At 70.7% G+C, this 15,510-nt stretch carries 10 protein-coding genes; 4 read left to right on the forward strand and 6 right to left on the reverse strand.

Features of this window, described 5'->3' with window-relative positions; translation table 11 throughout:
• The first annotated feature begins 148 nt into the window (after positions 1–148).
• Positions 149–1,015 (forward strand): helix-turn-helix domain-containing protein, encoded by an 867-nt coding sequence (locus ACIQ7D_RS15220; protein ID WP_403937893.1) that lies wholly within the window; start codon positions 149–151, stop codon positions 1,013–1,015.
• Positions 1,012–1,227: a DUF397 domain-containing protein gene (locus tag ACIQ7D_RS15225; RefSeq protein ID WP_403937591.1), complete on the forward strand. Its 216-nt coding sequence runs from the start codon at positions 1,012–1,014 to the stop codon at positions 1,225–1,227. The genes ACIQ7D_RS15220 and ACIQ7D_RS15225 overlap by 4 nt, the downstream gene beginning before the upstream one ends.
• A gap of 1,068 nt (positions 1,228–2,295) precedes the next feature.
• Here ACIQ7D_RS15225 and ACIQ7D_RS15230 read toward each other — a convergent pair.
• Positions 2,296–2,763 carry a GtrA family protein gene (locus tag ACIQ7D_RS15230; RefSeq protein ID WP_403937593.1) on the reverse strand — a complete coding sequence of 156 codons (468 nt, stop codon included), beginning with the start codon at positions 2,761–2,763 and terminating at the stop codon, positions 2,296–2,298.
• A gap of 226 nt (positions 2,764–2,989) precedes the next feature.
• Between ACIQ7D_RS15230 and ACIQ7D_RS15235 the strand changes: the two genes are divergently transcribed.
• A complete protein-coding gene (locus ACIQ7D_RS15235) occupies positions 2,990–3,907 on the forward strand; it encodes a class I SAM-dependent methyltransferase (protein ID WP_403937595.1) in 918 nt (305 codons plus the stop codon).
• 71 nt (positions 3,908–3,978) lie between these two features.
• Here ACIQ7D_RS15235 and ACIQ7D_RS15240 read toward each other — a convergent pair whose 3' ends face one another.
• The 3 genes from ACIQ7D_RS15240 to mfd form a co-directional block, all read right to left on the reverse strand.
• On the reverse strand, positions 3,979–4,797 hold the full coding sequence (locus tag ACIQ7D_RS15240; RefSeq protein WP_403937597.1) for an HNH endonuclease family protein: 819 nt from the start codon (positions 4,795–4,797) through the stop codon (positions 3,979–3,981).
• Positions 4,798–4,881: 84 nt separating this feature from the next.
• Positions 4,882–5,823, reverse strand: coding sequence for an oxidoreductase (locus ACIQ7D_RS15245; RefSeq protein WP_403937599.1), 942 nt, complete (start codon positions 5,821–5,823; stop codon positions 4,882–4,884).
• 64 nt (positions 5,824–5,887) lie between these two features.
• A complete protein-coding gene (mfd, locus tag ACIQ7D_RS15250) occupies positions 5,888–9,436 on the reverse strand; it encodes a transcription-repair coupling factor (RefSeq protein ID WP_403937601.1) in 3,549 nt (1,182 codons plus the stop codon).
• A 446-nt stretch (positions 9,437–9,882) separates the two neighbouring features.
• On the opposite strand from mfd, the gene ACIQ7D_RS15255 reads away from it, so the two are divergent.
• Entirely contained in the window at positions 9,883–11,001 is a 1,119-nt protein-coding gene (locus ACIQ7D_RS15255; protein ID WP_403937603.1) for a methyltransferase domain-containing protein, read from the forward strand.
• A 1,042-nt stretch (positions 11,002–12,043) separates the two neighbouring features.
• Here ACIQ7D_RS15255 and ACIQ7D_RS15260 read toward each other — a convergent pair.
• Both ACIQ7D_RS15260 and ACIQ7D_RS15265 read right to left on the reverse strand, forming a co-directional pair.
• Complete coding sequence (locus tag ACIQ7D_RS15260) at positions 12,044–14,626, reverse strand: ABC transporter permease (RefSeq protein WP_403937605.1); 2,583 nt, start codon at positions 14,624–14,626, stop codon at positions 12,044–12,046.
• Positions 14,623–15,411, reverse strand: coding sequence for an ABC transporter ATP-binding protein (locus ACIQ7D_RS15265; protein ID WP_403937607.1), 789 nt, complete (start codon positions 15,409–15,411; stop codon positions 14,623–14,625). The genes ACIQ7D_RS15260 and ACIQ7D_RS15265 overlap by 4 nt, the downstream gene beginning before the upstream one ends.
• Positions 15,412–15,510 lie beyond the last annotated feature (99 nt).

The following is a 15,510-nucleotide window of genomic DNA, read 5'->3' on the forward strand; positions in this document are numbered from 1 at the left end:
AACCTGACCAGTGACGGCGCACTTACGGACGGTGACTGTCTCTTGCCTGGTCCGGCCCTGTCCGGGCCTGTCCATGGGGGCCATCCATGCGCTGACGCCGATGTTGTGGCATACGGACATCTCGGAGGTGTGTGCGGTGAGTACGGACATGGACGGTACGGACCCGGTGGCGGACGGAGCGGACGAGCCCGACTGGGAGCCTGGACTTGAGGACGACGACTCGGGCTCCGTGGTGGCGGCGGTGGGCCGGCAGATCAAACTCTGGCGTACCGGCGCGGGGCTGAGCCAGGCCGAGTTGGGTGAGGCGATCGGCTACGGCGAGAACCAGGTCTACAAGGTGGAAGCCGGGAAGCGCATCCCGAGGCCGGAGTTCCTGGACAGGGCGGACGAGGTCCTGGGGGCGGGCGGCAAGATCGCGGCGATGAAGGAGGACGTGAAGGAGGCCCGGTACCCGAAGAAGATCAGGGACCTGGCGAACCTGGAGAAGCGGTCCGTGGAGCTGGGTGCCTACGGCAATCACAACCTGCACGGCCTGTTGCAGACGAAGGAGTACGCGCGAGCCCTGTACGACATGCGGCGCCCCACCCTCTCGCCGCGCGACCTCGAACGGTACGTGGCCGCTCGGATCTCCCGGCAGGAGATCTTCACCCGCGAACCGGTCACAGCCCTCTCCTTTGTCCAGGAAGAGGTCACGCTGACGCGTCCTCTCGGGGGCAGAATGGTGTTGCGGCGCCAGCTCGAACATCTGCTGGAAATCGGCCGGTTGCGCCATGTCGAGATCCAGGTGATGCCGACGGACCGCGAGGACCATGCCGGGATGGGTGGTGAGCTCCAAGTACTGAAGCTCCGGGACGGCGGGACAGTGGGATACGTGTCAGGGCAACTGACCACCCGTCTGTTCTCCGCCCCGAAGGAGGTCCAGACCCTGGAGCTGCGATATGGGATCATCCGATCCCAGGCTCTCAGCCCACGGGAGTCGCTGGCCTTCATCGAGAAAGTGCTGGGGGAGACATGACCCGCGAGGCGTCGACAGGGACCACGCCCGAACCGCAGTGGTTCAAGAGCAGCTACAGCGGCAGTAACGACAACGACTGCGTGGAGGTCGCGTCGGCACCCCACGCAGCCATCCTGGTCCGCGACTCCAAGAACACCCACCGCCCCCACCTCCACTTCACCCCCGAGGCTTGGGCCGCCTTCGTGGCAGTGCGGGCCGGTATCAAGAGGTAACTGGCCTGACCCGGAGATGCATTGGTCGCCGCAGGCCCGCCCCCTCCCTGATCCGATGATCGCGCCTCCGGGCCGGGCGTCAAGGGCGCTCCTGCGTCGCGTCGGCTTCGCCGATGTCGCTGCGCTCCACCCTTGACCCCCGCCCCTCCACCGCTGGAACAGGCAGAGGGGAGGGGGCGGGGGGGGAAGGGTCCACTGGAAAACACCTCTGTTCCGTCGGCGGGTTGCAGGCTGCCGGGCCGGTTCGCCCTGCGGGGCGCGCGGCAGTGGAGTGGGGTGGCCCGGCTTTCGTCAAGCGGCTCCCCACCGCATGCGTGTTGGGCTTCATGCCCCGCTGGTCACCCGCCATTGGGGGAGGCCAGCCATACCCGGGGGCCCGACGGGCTTAACCGGCGAGGCAGATGTGACATGCGGGGCGGCAGTGGTGCCCCGGAGGGGGTAGCTGTACCGGAAGTCCCGCATGGGTGCGCTTTCAGTACAGACCATGGAACAGGAGTGGTTCCAGGGCCTTCTGGCGGCTCCAGGGGACCCTGGGAAGAACCCCGGGCGGCTCACGGAGCCTCGGGCGGCCCACGCAGTCATGGATGGCCAGCCGCTCACCACCCGGCCCAACCACCCACGGCGAGTGACCAGCGGGGCATGAAGCCCAACCGCTACCCGGTCGGCGGACGCTTGACGAAAGCCCGGCTGCCCCACTCCACTACCGCGCGCCCCGCAGGGCGAACCCACCCGGCAGCCTGGAACCGACCGGTAGGACACGCGCGTTTCCCAGGGGACCCCTCCCCCCGCCCCCTCCCCCTGCCTTATTCAGCGGCGGAGGGACGGGAGTCAAGGGTGGCCGAAGGCCATCGCGCAGCGACGCGACGCAGGAGCGCCCTTGACGCCCGGCCCGGAGGCGCGACCATCGGATCAGGGAGGGGGCGGACCGCCCGCACCACACACCCCCGGCCCACCCCGACAGGCCCCCGGCCACGCCCCCGCCCCGCCTCGGGCCCGACAGGCCCTCGGCCCCGCACCCCACCAAGCGCCACCAGCTCCGCTTCCAGCCACGGGCCGGCCCCGGGCTGTTCACCGCCCGTTCGCGGACGGCTCCGCCGTCGGTGACCCGGCAGCCCCGGCAGCCTCGGCGGCCCCGCCGACCCCGGTAGGCGCCGGGGCGGGTGCCGGGTCGCGGGGGAGCATGATGGCTCGCGAGACCAGGAAGGTGATCGGGACCGCCCCGCCCGCCGCGAGCAGCGGAGCGAAGCGGCTGCCGAGGTGCAGCACGTCGACGAGGACATAGACGCCGACCGTCGTGATGAGGAGGTTCGCCGCGTTGGTGAGCGGGAAGAGCAGGAACTTCCGCCAGGTCGGGCGGGTCCGGTAGGTGAACCAACTGTTCAGGAAGAACGAGCCGATCATGCTCAGCCCGGAGGCGACGAGGTGTGAGGCGACGTACGGGAGCCGGGTCAGCAGGAGCAGGTAGAACGCGTAGTACGTGCCCGTGTTCGCCGCTCCCACGAGCGCGAATCGCACCATCTGGCTACGGACCGTCATCCGCGTACGGGCTCCTCCCCCCTGGTTACGGCAGAGCGCGGCCGGGCGCCGCACCTCCAGGAGTGTGACACAGCGGGGTGGACCGGCCCTGTTCACCACGACACCGCGCCCACCAGGAAAGACCGCCGTCGCGCCATGCCCGCGTCGCCTGTGCGTCACCAACCCTTCACTCATTGAGCATGGCGGTGTGGTCCGCCGCGACCTGACGAGGCGTAGTTTCCGCGCCATGTCCTCCCTTCTGAGCAACCGGCTGACGCGGCGGATCCTCCGTCCGGCCGCCGCCCTGGTCGACCGGCGCATCCGGCGATCCACCGGACCGCTGCGCTCCGACCTCGACACCCTCCAGCGTGAGATCACGGAACTGAGGAGTCAGAGTTACGCCTTCGGCCTGTTGTTCGACAAGACGGGCCGCAACGGATCCCGGGTGCCGACCCCCGGCCAGTTCGACACCCTCGTACGCCAGATCACCCAGACGACCGGGAAGGACGGCACCCAAGCGCGCCGTAACGTCACCGTCGCCTTCCGGCAGTTGATCGCCCTGGAGGCGCTGGGCCTGGGCAGGCTCGCCGGGTCCACCTCGAATGTCTGCGGCAAGCTCGCCACGGTGCCACTGCTCGACCCGCCGAACGAGGACGTCCTGGAGATCGGCACGCTCTACGGACTCTTCTCGGCCTCGCTGGCGCGGATGCTGCACCGGGCCGGCACGGAGCCCCGGCTGACGATCGTGGATCCCCTGGTGGGCAGCCAGCTCCAGCCGGGCACGAAGGAACCGGCCGATCCGACCGGCACCCCGGTGCGGATGGACGTCGTACGCGCCAACCTCACGCTGGGCGGCACACCGGGCGCCGAGGCCCGGGTGCACCAGGGGTTCTCGGGCGACCCCGAGGTGCGGGCGGCGGTCTCCGACCGGGCGTACGGAGTGATCGTCGTGGACGGCGACCACTCCATGGAAGGGGTCCTCGCCGACCTGGAGTGGGCCGAGGAGATCGTGGCGCCCGGCGGGATCGTCGTCCTGGACGACTACGGCGACGCCAACTGGCGGGGCGTCCAGCAGGCCACCGAGAAACACCTCGCGGCGGGCGACTCACGGCTGGAGATGCTGGGGCAGGTCTCCACATCGGCCTTCCTGCGGGCCCGCGCCTGACCGGCCCCCCGGCCCCCTGCCGCCCCGCCCCCGCCGCTACGCCCGCAGTCCCGCCCCCGTACGTACGGGCGTCAGCCGCCGCACTGGGCCAGCATCGTCTCCTTGTCCGCCGTGGTCACGGGCAGTTCGTACTTGAGCGCGACCTGGGCGAACCGTATGGCGTAGGAGCAGTGGATCCGCTCGCTCGGCGGCAGCCAGTCCGCCGGGCCCGAGTCACTCTTGGAGCCGTTGGTGGCGCCGTCCACGGGGACGAGGTTGAGCGGATCATTGGCGAGCTGCTTCCGCTTGGCCGCGTCCCACCTGGACGCACCCATCTTCCAGCCGTAGGAGAGCGGTATCACATGGTCTATCTGGACCTTGGCCGCCGCCTCCTTGCGCCACTCGATCTCCTTGCCCGTGTACGGGTCGTTCAGGTTCATCGAGACGACGATGCAGTCGGAGCCGGAACGATACTTCAGGTCCTTCCCGTCCCTGGCGAGCAGGTCGTTGCGGGTGTCGCAGCCGTTCCCGGCCAGCGGCACACCGTCCGCCGTGTCCATCCAGGCGTAGCCGAACTTCTTCCGGTCGTAACCGGAGCTGGAACCACGGCTCTTGGTGGTCACCTCCTCGATGACCTCCAGCCCGGCCTTCTTGTCGGCGTCGGAGGTGAGCGGCGCCAGCCCCGGCTTCGTACCGTCGTCGTTGCCCAGCGGACTGGCCCCGAACGCACCGGCCTCGGCGCCGCCTCCGCCGCTGCCCGCGGATCCGGCAGTACTCGACGCCGACGCCGAGGGGGACTCCTTGGCGCCCGATTCCAGCTCCTCCGCGCACCCCGCCAGCGCCAGGACGGAGAGGGCGAGGGCTCCGCCCCGCAGGACGGTTCGCGCTATGTGTTCGTCAACTCTGCTCACCCCGGAACCTTAGCGTCTGCAGGCCACAGAAACCCTCCTCACGTGCGGTGATGACGGGGCGTCAGGCCTTACCGTCAAGGCGCGTCATGACGGCTGTGTGTCGCCGCCCCTCTCCCCGCCCCGGTGCAGCGCTTCGAGGCGGGCCAGTTCCTCGTCCGTGAGCTTCAGCGCGCCCGCCGCCACGTTGGCCGTCAGGTGGTCCGGGTTGCCGGTGCCCGGGATGGCCAGGACGTGGGGGCCCCGGGAGAGGGTCCAGGCGAGGCGGATCTGTGCGGGCGAGGCGTCGTGCGCCTCGGCGACGGCGAGGAGTTCGGGGCTCTCGGCCGGCCCCGCGCCGCCCGCGCCCGCTTCGCGGCCCGCGCCCGCGATCGCGTAGAACGGCACGAACGCGATGCCCGCCTCGCCGCAGAGCCGCAGCAGCGCGTCGCCGTCCGCCGCGCCGATGCCGTACGGGTTCTGGACGCAGACCACCGGCGCGATCGCCCGCGCCTCGGCGAGCTGCTCCGGGGTCACGTTGGAGACCCCGAGATGGCGGATGAGCCCGGCGTCCCGCAACTCGGCCAGCGCCCCGAAGAGTTCCGCGATCGAGCGGTTCCCCCGGGTGCGCAGATTGACCACGTCGAGGTGGTCCCGGCCGAGCTGGCGTATGTTCTCCTCGACCTGGCCGCGCAGCTCCCTCGGCGTGTCGGCCCACACCCACTCGCCGGTGTGATCCCGGCCGGGACCCACCTTGGTCGTGATCACCAGGTCCTCGGGGTACGGCGCGAGCGCCCGGTTGATCAGCTCGTTCGCGGAGCGCAGCCGGGAGAAGTAGAACGCGGCGGTGTCGATGTGGTTCACCCCCAGCTCCACCGCGCGGCGCAGCACCCCGATCGCCCGGTCCCGGTCGCTCGGGGTGGCGTCGGCGCCGAACGCCGCGCCGTGCTGCGGCAGGCGCATCGCGCCGAACCCCATCCGGTGGACGCTCAGGTCGCCGAGCCGCCACGTACCCGCGTCGGACGCGGTGATCTTCTCCGAAGTCGTCATGGACGGAGTCTCCCACCGCTCGCCAGGCGCCGCCGGAGCCTGTGGATAACTCCGGCACCCCGCCTCAGCCCAGGATCGTCGCCAGGAACTCCCCCGTCCACGCCAGCAGTTCCCGCCCCACCGTCGGCTTTCCGCCGATCTTGCCGGTCGTCGGGCGTGGCACCAGGATCTGGCGAGTGGCCGGCTTGATGACCGTACGGGGATGCAGCCGCTTCAGGCGCAGCTCCTGCGACTCCCGCAGCTCCACCGGCGCGAACCGGATGTTGGAGCCCTGGAGCACGATCTCACCCACCTCGCACGCCCGCGCCAGCATCCGCAGACCCGCCACCAGCAGCAGGTTCTCCACCGGCTCCGGCAGCTTGCCGTAGCGGTCGGTCAGCTCCTCCCGTACGGCGGCGATGTCGGCCTCCGTGTTCGCGGAGGCGATCGCCCGGTACGCTTGGAGGCGCAGCCGCTCGCCCGGGGCGTAGTCGTGCGGAACGTGTGCGTCCACCGGGAGTTCGATCTTGACCTCCAGCGGGGCCTCCTCCTGCTCCCCGCCGTCCAGCGCCGCCCGGTAGTCCGCGACCGCCTCGCCGACCATCCGTACGTACAGGTCGAAGCCGACGCCCGCGATATGGCCCGACTGCTCGCCGCCCAGCAGATTGCCCGCGCCGCGGATCTCCAGGTCCTTCATCGCCACGTACATGCCCGCGCCCATCTCCGTGTGCTGGGCGATGGTCGCGAGCCGCTCGTGCGCGGTCTCCGTGAGCGGCTTCTCCGGCGGGTAGAGGAAGTACGAGTAGCCGCGCTCGCGCCCGCGCCCGACCCGGCCGCGGAGCTGGTGGAGCTGGGAGAGGCCGAAGTTGTCGCCGCGCTCCACGATCAGGGTGTTGGCGTTCGAGATGTCGATGCCGGACTCGACGATCGTCGTGGAGACCAGCACGTCGAACTTCTTCTCCCAGAAGTCGACCACGACCTTCTCCAGCGCGGCTTCGCCCATCTGTCCGTGCGCCGTCGCGATCCGCGCCTCGGGGACGATCTCGCGCAGCTTCGCCGCCGCGCGGTCGATCGACTCGACCCGGTTGTGGATGTAGAAGACCTGGCCCTCGCGAAGCAGTTCGCGCCGTACGGCCGCGCCGATCTGCTTCTGTTCGTACGGTCCGACGAATGTGAGCACCGGATGCCGCTCCTCCGGCGGCGTGGTGATCGTCGACATCTCGCGGATGCCCGTGACGGCCATCTCCAGCGTGCGGGGGATGGGCGTGGCGGACATGGTGAGCACGTCGACATTGGCACGGAGCTTCTTGAGCTGCTCCTTGTGCTCCACGCCGAAGCGCTGCTCCTCGTCCACGATGACCAGGCCCAGGTCCTTGAACTTGGTCTCGGAGGAGAACAGCCGGTGCGTGCCGATGACGATGTCGACGGCGCCCTCGCGCAGCCCCTGGAGGGTCGCCTTCGCCTCCGTGTCCGACTGGAAGCGCGAGAGCGCCTTCACGGAGACCGGGAACTGCGCGTACCGCTCGGAGAACGTCCCGAAGTGCTGCTGCACCAGCAGCGTCGTGGGGACGAGGACCGCGACCTGCTTGCCGTCCTGGACTGCCTTGAAGGCCGCCCGTACGGCGATCTCCGTCTTGCCGTAGCCGACGTCGCCGCAGATCAGCCGGTCCATCGGGACCGTCTTCTCCATGTCCTCCTTGACCTCGGCGATGGTGGAGAGCTGGTCGGGCGTCTCCACGTACGGGAAGGCGTCCTCCAGCTCGCGCTGCCAGGGCGTGTCGGGGCCGAAGGCGTGCCCGGGGGCGGCCATCCGGGCCGAGTAGAGCTTGATCAGGTCGGCGGCGATCTCCTTGACGGCCTTCTTGGCGCGCGCCTTGGTCTTCGTCCAGTCCGCGCCGCCCAGGCGGTGCAGGGTCGGGGCCTCGCCGCCCACGTACTTGGTGACCTGTTCCAGCTGGTCGGTCGGGATGTACAGCCGGTCGCCGGGCTGGCCGCGCTTGGCCGGCGCGTACTCCACCAGCAGGTATTCGCGGGTCGCGCCCTGCACCGTACGCTGCACCATCTCCACGTACCGGCCCACGCCGTGCTGCTCGTGGACGATGTAGTCGCCCGGCTCCAGCGTCAGCGGGTCGATGGTCTTGCGGCGCTTGGCGGGCATCCGGGCGCCCTCCTTGCCCGCCGCCTTCTGCCCGGAGAGATCGGTCTCGGTGAGGACGGCGAGCTTCAGCCCCGGGTCGACGAAGCCGTAGTCCATCGAGCCGCACGCCACATGGACGACGGACGGGACGATCTCGGCGAGCCCCCCGGCCGTACGCGCGCCCGGGGTGTCGAGCCGCGCGGCGATGCCCTCGCCGCCCAGGACCTCGACCGTACGGGACGCCGTGCCGTGGCCCTCGGTGACGAAGACGGTCCGCCAGCCGTCCGCGAGCCAGCCCTTGGTGTCGGCGAGGGCGCGGGCGGTGTCGCCGCGGTACGACTCGGGGGCGTGCATGCCGAGCGTGATGGCCTCGTCACCCAGCTCCTCGTCGACCGCGAAGGGGGAGACGGACCACCACATCATGCCCAGCTCGCGGGCGTGGTCGCGGACGTCCGCGACGGACCACAGGGAGGCCGCGCCGACATCGATGGGCGCCTCCCCGCCGCCCGCGCCGGCGGCCCAGGACGCCGCCAGGAACTCCTGGCTGGTCGCGACGAGGTCGGCGGCCCTGGTCCGGACCCGCTCGGGGTCGCAGACCAGCGTCATGGAGCCCTTGGGGAGGACATCGAGCAGCAGCTCCATGTCGTCCACCAGGACCGGAGCGAGGGATTCCATGCCCTCGACGGCGATCCCCTCGGCGATCTTGCCCAGCAGATCGCCCAGTTCGGGGTGGTCCTCGGCGAGCGCGGCGGCCCGTTCCCGTACCTCGGGAGTGAGCAGCAGCTCACGGCAGGGCGGCGCCCACAGCCCGTGCTCGGCGACCTCCAGGGAGCGCTGGTCGGCCACCTTGAAGTAACGGATCTCCTCGATGTCGTCGCCCCAGAACTCCACCCGGAGGGGGTGCTCCTCGGTGGGCGGGAAGACATCCAGGATGCCGCCGCGTACGGCGAACTCGCCGCGCTTCTCGACCAGCTCGACCCGCGCGTACGCGGCGGCGGCCAGCGCCTCGGTCACCTCGCCCAGATCGGCGCTCTGCCCGCTGCGCAGGGCGACGGGCACCAGCTCACCGAGCCCCTTGACCTGCGGCTGGAGCACGGACCGCACCGGCGAGACCACGACGCTGACCGGCCCGGCCGACGGATCGTCCGACACGGGGTGCGCGAGCCTGCGCAGTACGGCGAGGCGGCGGCCCACGGTGTCGGAGCGGGGCGAGAGCCGTTCGTGCGGCAGCGTCTCCCAGGACGGGTACTCCACGACGGTGTCCGGATCGAGCAGCGACCGCAGTGCGGCGGCCAGATCCTCGGCCTCCCGCCCGGTGGCGGTCACGGCCAGCACGGGCCGCCCCGCCTCCCGCGCCAGCGCGGCCACGGCGAAGGGCCGCGCGGCCGGCGGCCCGACCAGATCGACATGCGTGCGGTGACCGTCGGTGGCGGCCTTCACCGCTTCGGCGAGCGCCGGGTCCTTGATGACGGCGTCGAGCAGACCGTGCAGGCTCATGAAGGGGGTTTCCGTCCAGATCCGGTGAGGCGTGTGGGTCGTAAGGGTCGTAAGGGTCGCGGGAGGGGGCAACGCGAAGGGCCCGACACGTCGCACGGGCCGGGGTTCTCCAGCGTACGACGCCGGTACGACAGCCGCGGCCGGAGCGCGTGAGGGGGCGAGGAGGTGGCCGCTTCTTGCCGGTACCGGAGGGGTGCGCGCGGCGCGGGTGCGCTCAGCACGGGTGCGCTCAACAGTGCACCCTTTCCTGTGACGTTGCGCATATGCCAGACTGCTTTGCGTTACGACAGTTCGGGAGGCTTCACGAAAGGGGCCGACATATGGGTACGCACGGGGACGGCAAGGGCGGGACCGAGGGCGACAAGAAGCAGTCGCCCCGCGAAGGGGACGGCAGGTGGACCAAGCCGGTCACCAATCCCCCGAAGAAGAAGGACACGTGACCTGACATGAGCACCCCGGCGCGCCTGCTGGAGATCTTGACCTCCCAGGGGGCGGTCCCCACCGGATGGGCGGACACAGTGGGCGCCGTCCGGCGTGAGTTGTTCCTGCCGGACACGATCGAGGCCGGAGGTTTGACGATCTCCCGGAGCGAGAGCCCGGAGCGGTGGCTCGCGGCCGTCTACGACGACCTGCACGTCATCACCCAGGTCAACGACGGCCGGGAAACCCCTGAAGGCACCTACCGGTTGCCGACCTCGTCCAGTTCCCTGCCGAGCATCATGCTGGAGATGCTGGACCTCCTGGAGGTACGGGAGGGACAGCGCGTCCTGGAACTCGGCGCGGCCACCGGCTACAACGCGGCCTGGCTCGCCCACCGCCTGGGCTCGGACCACGTCACCAGCGTCGACATCGACCCCGCACTGGCCGAGCAGGCCGCCAGAAACCTCGACGCGGCCGGTTTCCACCCCCAGGTGTTCTGCGGGCCCGGCGAGTACGGCCGACCGGACGGGGCTCCCTACGACCGCGTCATCGCCACGTACACCGTGCCCGAAGTCCCGTATGCCTGGGTCGAGCAGGCACCCACGGGCCGGATCATCACCCCCTGGGGCGGGAGTTTCTTCCCGTACAGCTTCGCTGTGCTGGACGTGACCGACGGCGAGGCACACGGCCGCTTCACGGGATACCCCGCCTTCATGCGCACCCGCCGGAACCGTCCGCACCGGGGTTATCTCGCCGACTTCCTGCATCACCGGGAGGAGGCCGCCGAGTCCCGTACGGACCTGTCGCCCCTCAGTTTCGACGGCGACCCCGACGCCCTGTTCTTCATCGGCCTCGACCTGCCCGACGCCTGGTACATGAGGGTCGACGCGGACAACGGCAGCGGCGAGGCGACCTTCTGGATCCTGGCGGACGACCGAAGGTCCTGGGCGGCGGCCGACCATGCCCCGGGGGCCGGCGAGTACGTGGTCACGCAGTACGGGCCACGCCCCCTGTGGGATGAGGCGCAACGCTCCTACCGGCGCTGGGAGAAGCGCGGCCGCCCGGAACGCGACCGCGCCGGCCTGAGCGTCACGCGCGACGGCGAACGGGTATGGCTGGACACGCCCGGCGACGTCGTCCGGTAGCGTCCGCTGTTCGGCACACGCAATCGGGGTGGGCCAGAGGTGCGTTGGGCACCGCGGGCCCGCCCCCTCCCTGATCCGATGATCGCGGCTCCGGGCCGGGCGTCAAGGGCGCTCCTCCGTCGCGTCGGCTCCGCCGATGGCCTCCGGCCACCCTTGACCCCCGCCCCTGCACCGCTGGAAAGGCAGAGGGGAGGGGGCGGGGGGAAGGGTCCACTGAGGGACTGCTCTGTTCCGTCGGCGGGTTGCAGGCTGCCGGGCCGGTTCGCCCTGCGGGGCACGCGGCAGTGGAGTGGGGTGGCCCGGCTTTCGTCAAGCGGCTCCCCACCGGATGCCGGCCGGGGCTCATGCCCCGCTGGTCACCCGCCGTGGGTGGAGAGGCCAGGTGACCTCGGGGCGGGTGTGACATGTGGGGCGGGGGTGGCGCTCAAAGGGGGGTGCGTGGACCGAGAGTCCCGGATGGGGGAGCTTTTGGTACCCATGAGCGGAACAACGGGCACCCAACCCCCAACCCGACAGGCCTCCGCCTGAACCCGCACCCGCCACCCGACAGTGACCAGCGGGGCATGAAGCCCAACCCCCATCCGGTCGGCGGACGCTTGACGAAAGCCGCCACCGCCCCACTCCACTACCGCGTGCCCCGCACGGCGAACCGGCCCGCAGCCTGGAGCCGACCGGTAGGACACCGGTGTTCCCCAGTGGACCCCTTCCCCCCCCGCCCCCTCCCGAAAAGCTCTCCCAGCGGCGCAAGGGTGCGGGTCAAGGGTGGCCGGAGGCCATCGGCGGAGCCGACGCGACGTAGGAGCGCCCTTGATGCGCACCCTGGAGCCGCGACCATCAGAGCTGGAGGGGGCGGACCGCCCGCCACAACACACCCCGGGCCCGCCCCGACAGGCCCCCGCCTCAACCCCGACAGGCCCCGACACCCCGACAGGGACGCACCCCGGCCCCGATGGGCGTTGGAGGACGTCCACCGGGGCCGGGGTGACTACCGTACCCGCGTACGTACGCGCGTGCGCATGCGCGGTCGTACGCCCTGGTCCGGCTACTCCGTGGCGATCGCGTTCAGGACGTTCATGCGGCCCGCCCGGAATGCCGGGATCAGTGCTGCGAACAGGCCTACGAAGGCCGAGGCCACGAAGACCGTGGCGATGGTGGGCCAGGGGATCTCCAGGATGCCCAGACCCTCCAGGGCCAGTAGTTTCTGGGCCGAGGTGCCCCAGCCCAGGCCCAGCCCCAGGCCCAGCAGCGCGCCGAAGAGGGCGATGACGACCGACTCCAGGCGGATCATGCGGCGGAGCTGGCGGCGGGAGAGGCCGATCGCCCTGAGCAGGCCGATCTCGCGGGTGCGTTCGACGACCGAGAGGGCCAGGGTGTTCACCACGCCCAGCACGGCGACGACGATCGCGAGGGCGAGCAGGCCGTAGACGATGTTGAGGAGCTGGCCGATCTGGTCCTTCAGGTCCTGCTTGAAGTCCGTCTGGTTCTGCACCTTGTACTGCGGATAGGCGGCCAGCGCCTCCTTGAGCGCCGCGTACGCCTGTTTCTCCTTGCCGTCCTCCGCCGCCGCGAACATGATCATGTTCTTGGGGACCTTGTCGGCCGGCAGATACCGCTCGACGGTCGTGATGTTGACGTACATCGCGCCCTTGTCCACATTCACATCGTCCGAGGTGATCGCCGCGACCTTCAGCTTCGCGGTCCGCCCGCCGGCGAAGGCCACCGTCATCTCGTCGCCGACCTGGACGCCGTGCCGCTCCGCATAGCCGTCGCCGACCGACATCGCGTCCTTGCCGTACGCCGCCGTCAGTTCACCGCTGACGGTCTCGCGGCGCAGGTCCGTCGCGTACGTCGGGTCGGCCGCCGAGAGGCCGGCGCTGTCCGTCGTCCCGTCCGGCGCGGTCATCCGGACCTCGACCCACTTGTACTCGGTGAAGTGCGCGATGTCGGGCGCCTTCTCCAGCGCCGCCTGGGCCTGCGGCACGATCGGCTGGCCACCCGCGCTCTGGATGATGAAGTCCGCGCCGACCGACCGGTCCAGCTCGTCCGTCGCGGAGGCGACCATCGAGGAGCCGACGACCGACAGACAGGCCACCAGGGCGAGCCCGATCATCAGGGCCGCGCCGGTCGCCCCCGTACGCCTGGGGTTGCGCAGCGCGTTGCGCTCCGCCATCCGGCCGACCGGGCCGAACACCCGCAGGACCAGCGCGCCGAGCACCCGCACCAGCCCGCCCGCGAGGAGCGGGCCGATCACGACGAAGCCGAGGAGGGTCAGGACCACGCCGACGCCGAGGTGGAGCGAGCCCTCGTCCGCCTTGTCCGCGCGCGCCGCCAGCAGCAGCGCGGCTCCGCCGGCGCCCGTCAGGATCAGGCCGACGACCGCCCGTACCCACCCGGAACGCCCGTCCGCCGGGGTTCCCGCGTCGCGCAGCGCGGCCATCGGGGAGATCTTCCCGGCCCGCCGCGCCGGTACGTACGCGGCGACGACCGTGACGACGACGCCGAGCACCAGGCCGAGTACCGGGGTCGTCCACTTCACCGTCAGGTCGTCGGTGGACAGGTCCATGCCGATGGAGGACATGAGTTTCATCAGCCCGACGGCCAGCCCCACCCCCGCCGCGACGCCCGCCACCGAGCCGGTGATCCCGAGGAGCACCGCCTCCAGCAGCACCGAGCGGTTGACCTGTTTGCGGCTGGAGCCGAGGGCCCGCATCAGGCCGATCTCGCGGGTCCGCTGCGCGACCAGCATCGAGAAGGTGTTGACGATGAGGAAGATGCCGACGAGGAAGGCGATCCCGGCGAAGCCGAGCATCGCGTACTTCATGACGTCGAGGAAGGAGCCGATGTCCGAGCGGTTCGCGTCCGCGGCCTCCTGCCGGGTCTGGAGCTGGTACGTGCCGGCCCCGAGCGCCGCCGCGACGTCCTGCTTGAGGCGCGTGTCCGTGACGCCCTGAGCGGCGGTGACGTTGAGGTGGGTGAAGCGTCCGGCCGTGCCCAGCAACACGCGCTGGGCGGTGGCGGTGGCGAAGAAGACGACGGTCGCGCCCGGGTTGGTGACGGTGAAGTCCGCGATCCCGGAGATCCTCGCCCTGACGTCGCCCGTGACGGCGATGGTGCGCAGTTCGTCACCGAGCGCGAGACGGTGCTTGTCGGCGGTGGCGGCGTCGATCATCACCTCGGTCGGGCCGCGCGGCGCGTGGCCGGAGGTGATCCGCATGGACCGCAGGTCGTTACGGGTCCAGTTGCCGGCGATGGTCGGGGCGCCGTTGCTGCCGCCCAGGTCCTTGTCCGCGTCGTCGACGACGGTCACGCTCATGCTGCTGACGGCGCCCTCGACGGACCGTACGCCCGCGGTCTCCCGTACGGTCTCGATCGTGGACGCGGGCAGCGACTCGGGCCGGCCGGTCTGCGAACTGCCCGATTCCGCGTCGGCCTTGGCCTGCTTCGGGCTGACCGTGACATCCGCCGAGGTCGCGGCGAAGAGCTTGTCGAACGTCGTGTTCATGGTGTCGGTGAAGACGAGCGTGCCGCAGACGAACGCCACCGACAGCAGGACCGCCACGGCGGAGAGCGCCATGCGTCCCTTGTGCGCGAGGACGTTGCGCATCGAGGTCTTGAGGACGGTCACGACGTACGCCCCCGGGCGTCGAAGTCCTTCATCCGGTCGAGCACGGCGTCGGCGGTCGGGCGCTCCATCTCGTCGACGATCCTGCCGTCCGCGAGATACAGCACCCGGTCCGCGTACGAGGCGGCCACCGGGTCGTGCGTGACCATCACGATCGTCTGGCCCAGGTCGTCCACCGAGCGGCGCAGGAAGCCGAGGACTTCGGCGCCGGCCCGCGAGTCCAGGTTCCCCGTCGGCTCGTCACCGAAGATGATCTCGGGCCGTGCGGCGAGCGCGCGGGCCACGGCGACGCGCTGCTGCTGGCCGCCGGAGAGCTGGGTCGGGCGGTGGTGGAGGCGGTCGGCGAGTCCTACGGTGTCCACGATCTGCCGGAGCCACGCGATGTCCGCCTTGCGGCCCGCGATGTCCATGGGGAGCGTGATGTTCTCCAGGGCATTGAGCGTCGGCAGCAGGTTGAACGCCTGGAAGATGAAGCCGACGCGGTCCCGGCGCAACCGTGTGAGCTGCTTGTCCTTCAGCCTGGTTATCTCGGTCTCGGCGAGGTGGATCTCGCCGGAGGAGACCGTGTCCAGTCCGGCGAGGCAGTGCATCAGCGTCGACTTGCCGGAGCCGGACGGGCCCATGATCGCGGTGAACTCCCCCCGGGCGATGTCCACGTCGACATGGTCCAGTGCGAGGACCCGGGTGTCGCCCGAGCCGTACGCCTTGACGAGCTGCCGCGCTCGCGCCGCGACGGCCGTCCGCCCTCCAGTACCCCCGTGCCTGGGGATGGTCACAGCCGTTGTCACGGTATATCTCCTCTTCCGCTTTTCATGCGATACGGGTTTTCCGCCCCCCGTGTCCGTAAGAACAACTTAAGGAGCGGGGAACGGCCCGCACGTCCTCCA

This window comes from Streptomyces sp. NPDC096310, from assembly GCF_044763125.1.
GTDB lineage: Bacteria > Actinomycetota > Actinomycetes > Streptomycetales > Streptomycetaceae > Streptomyces.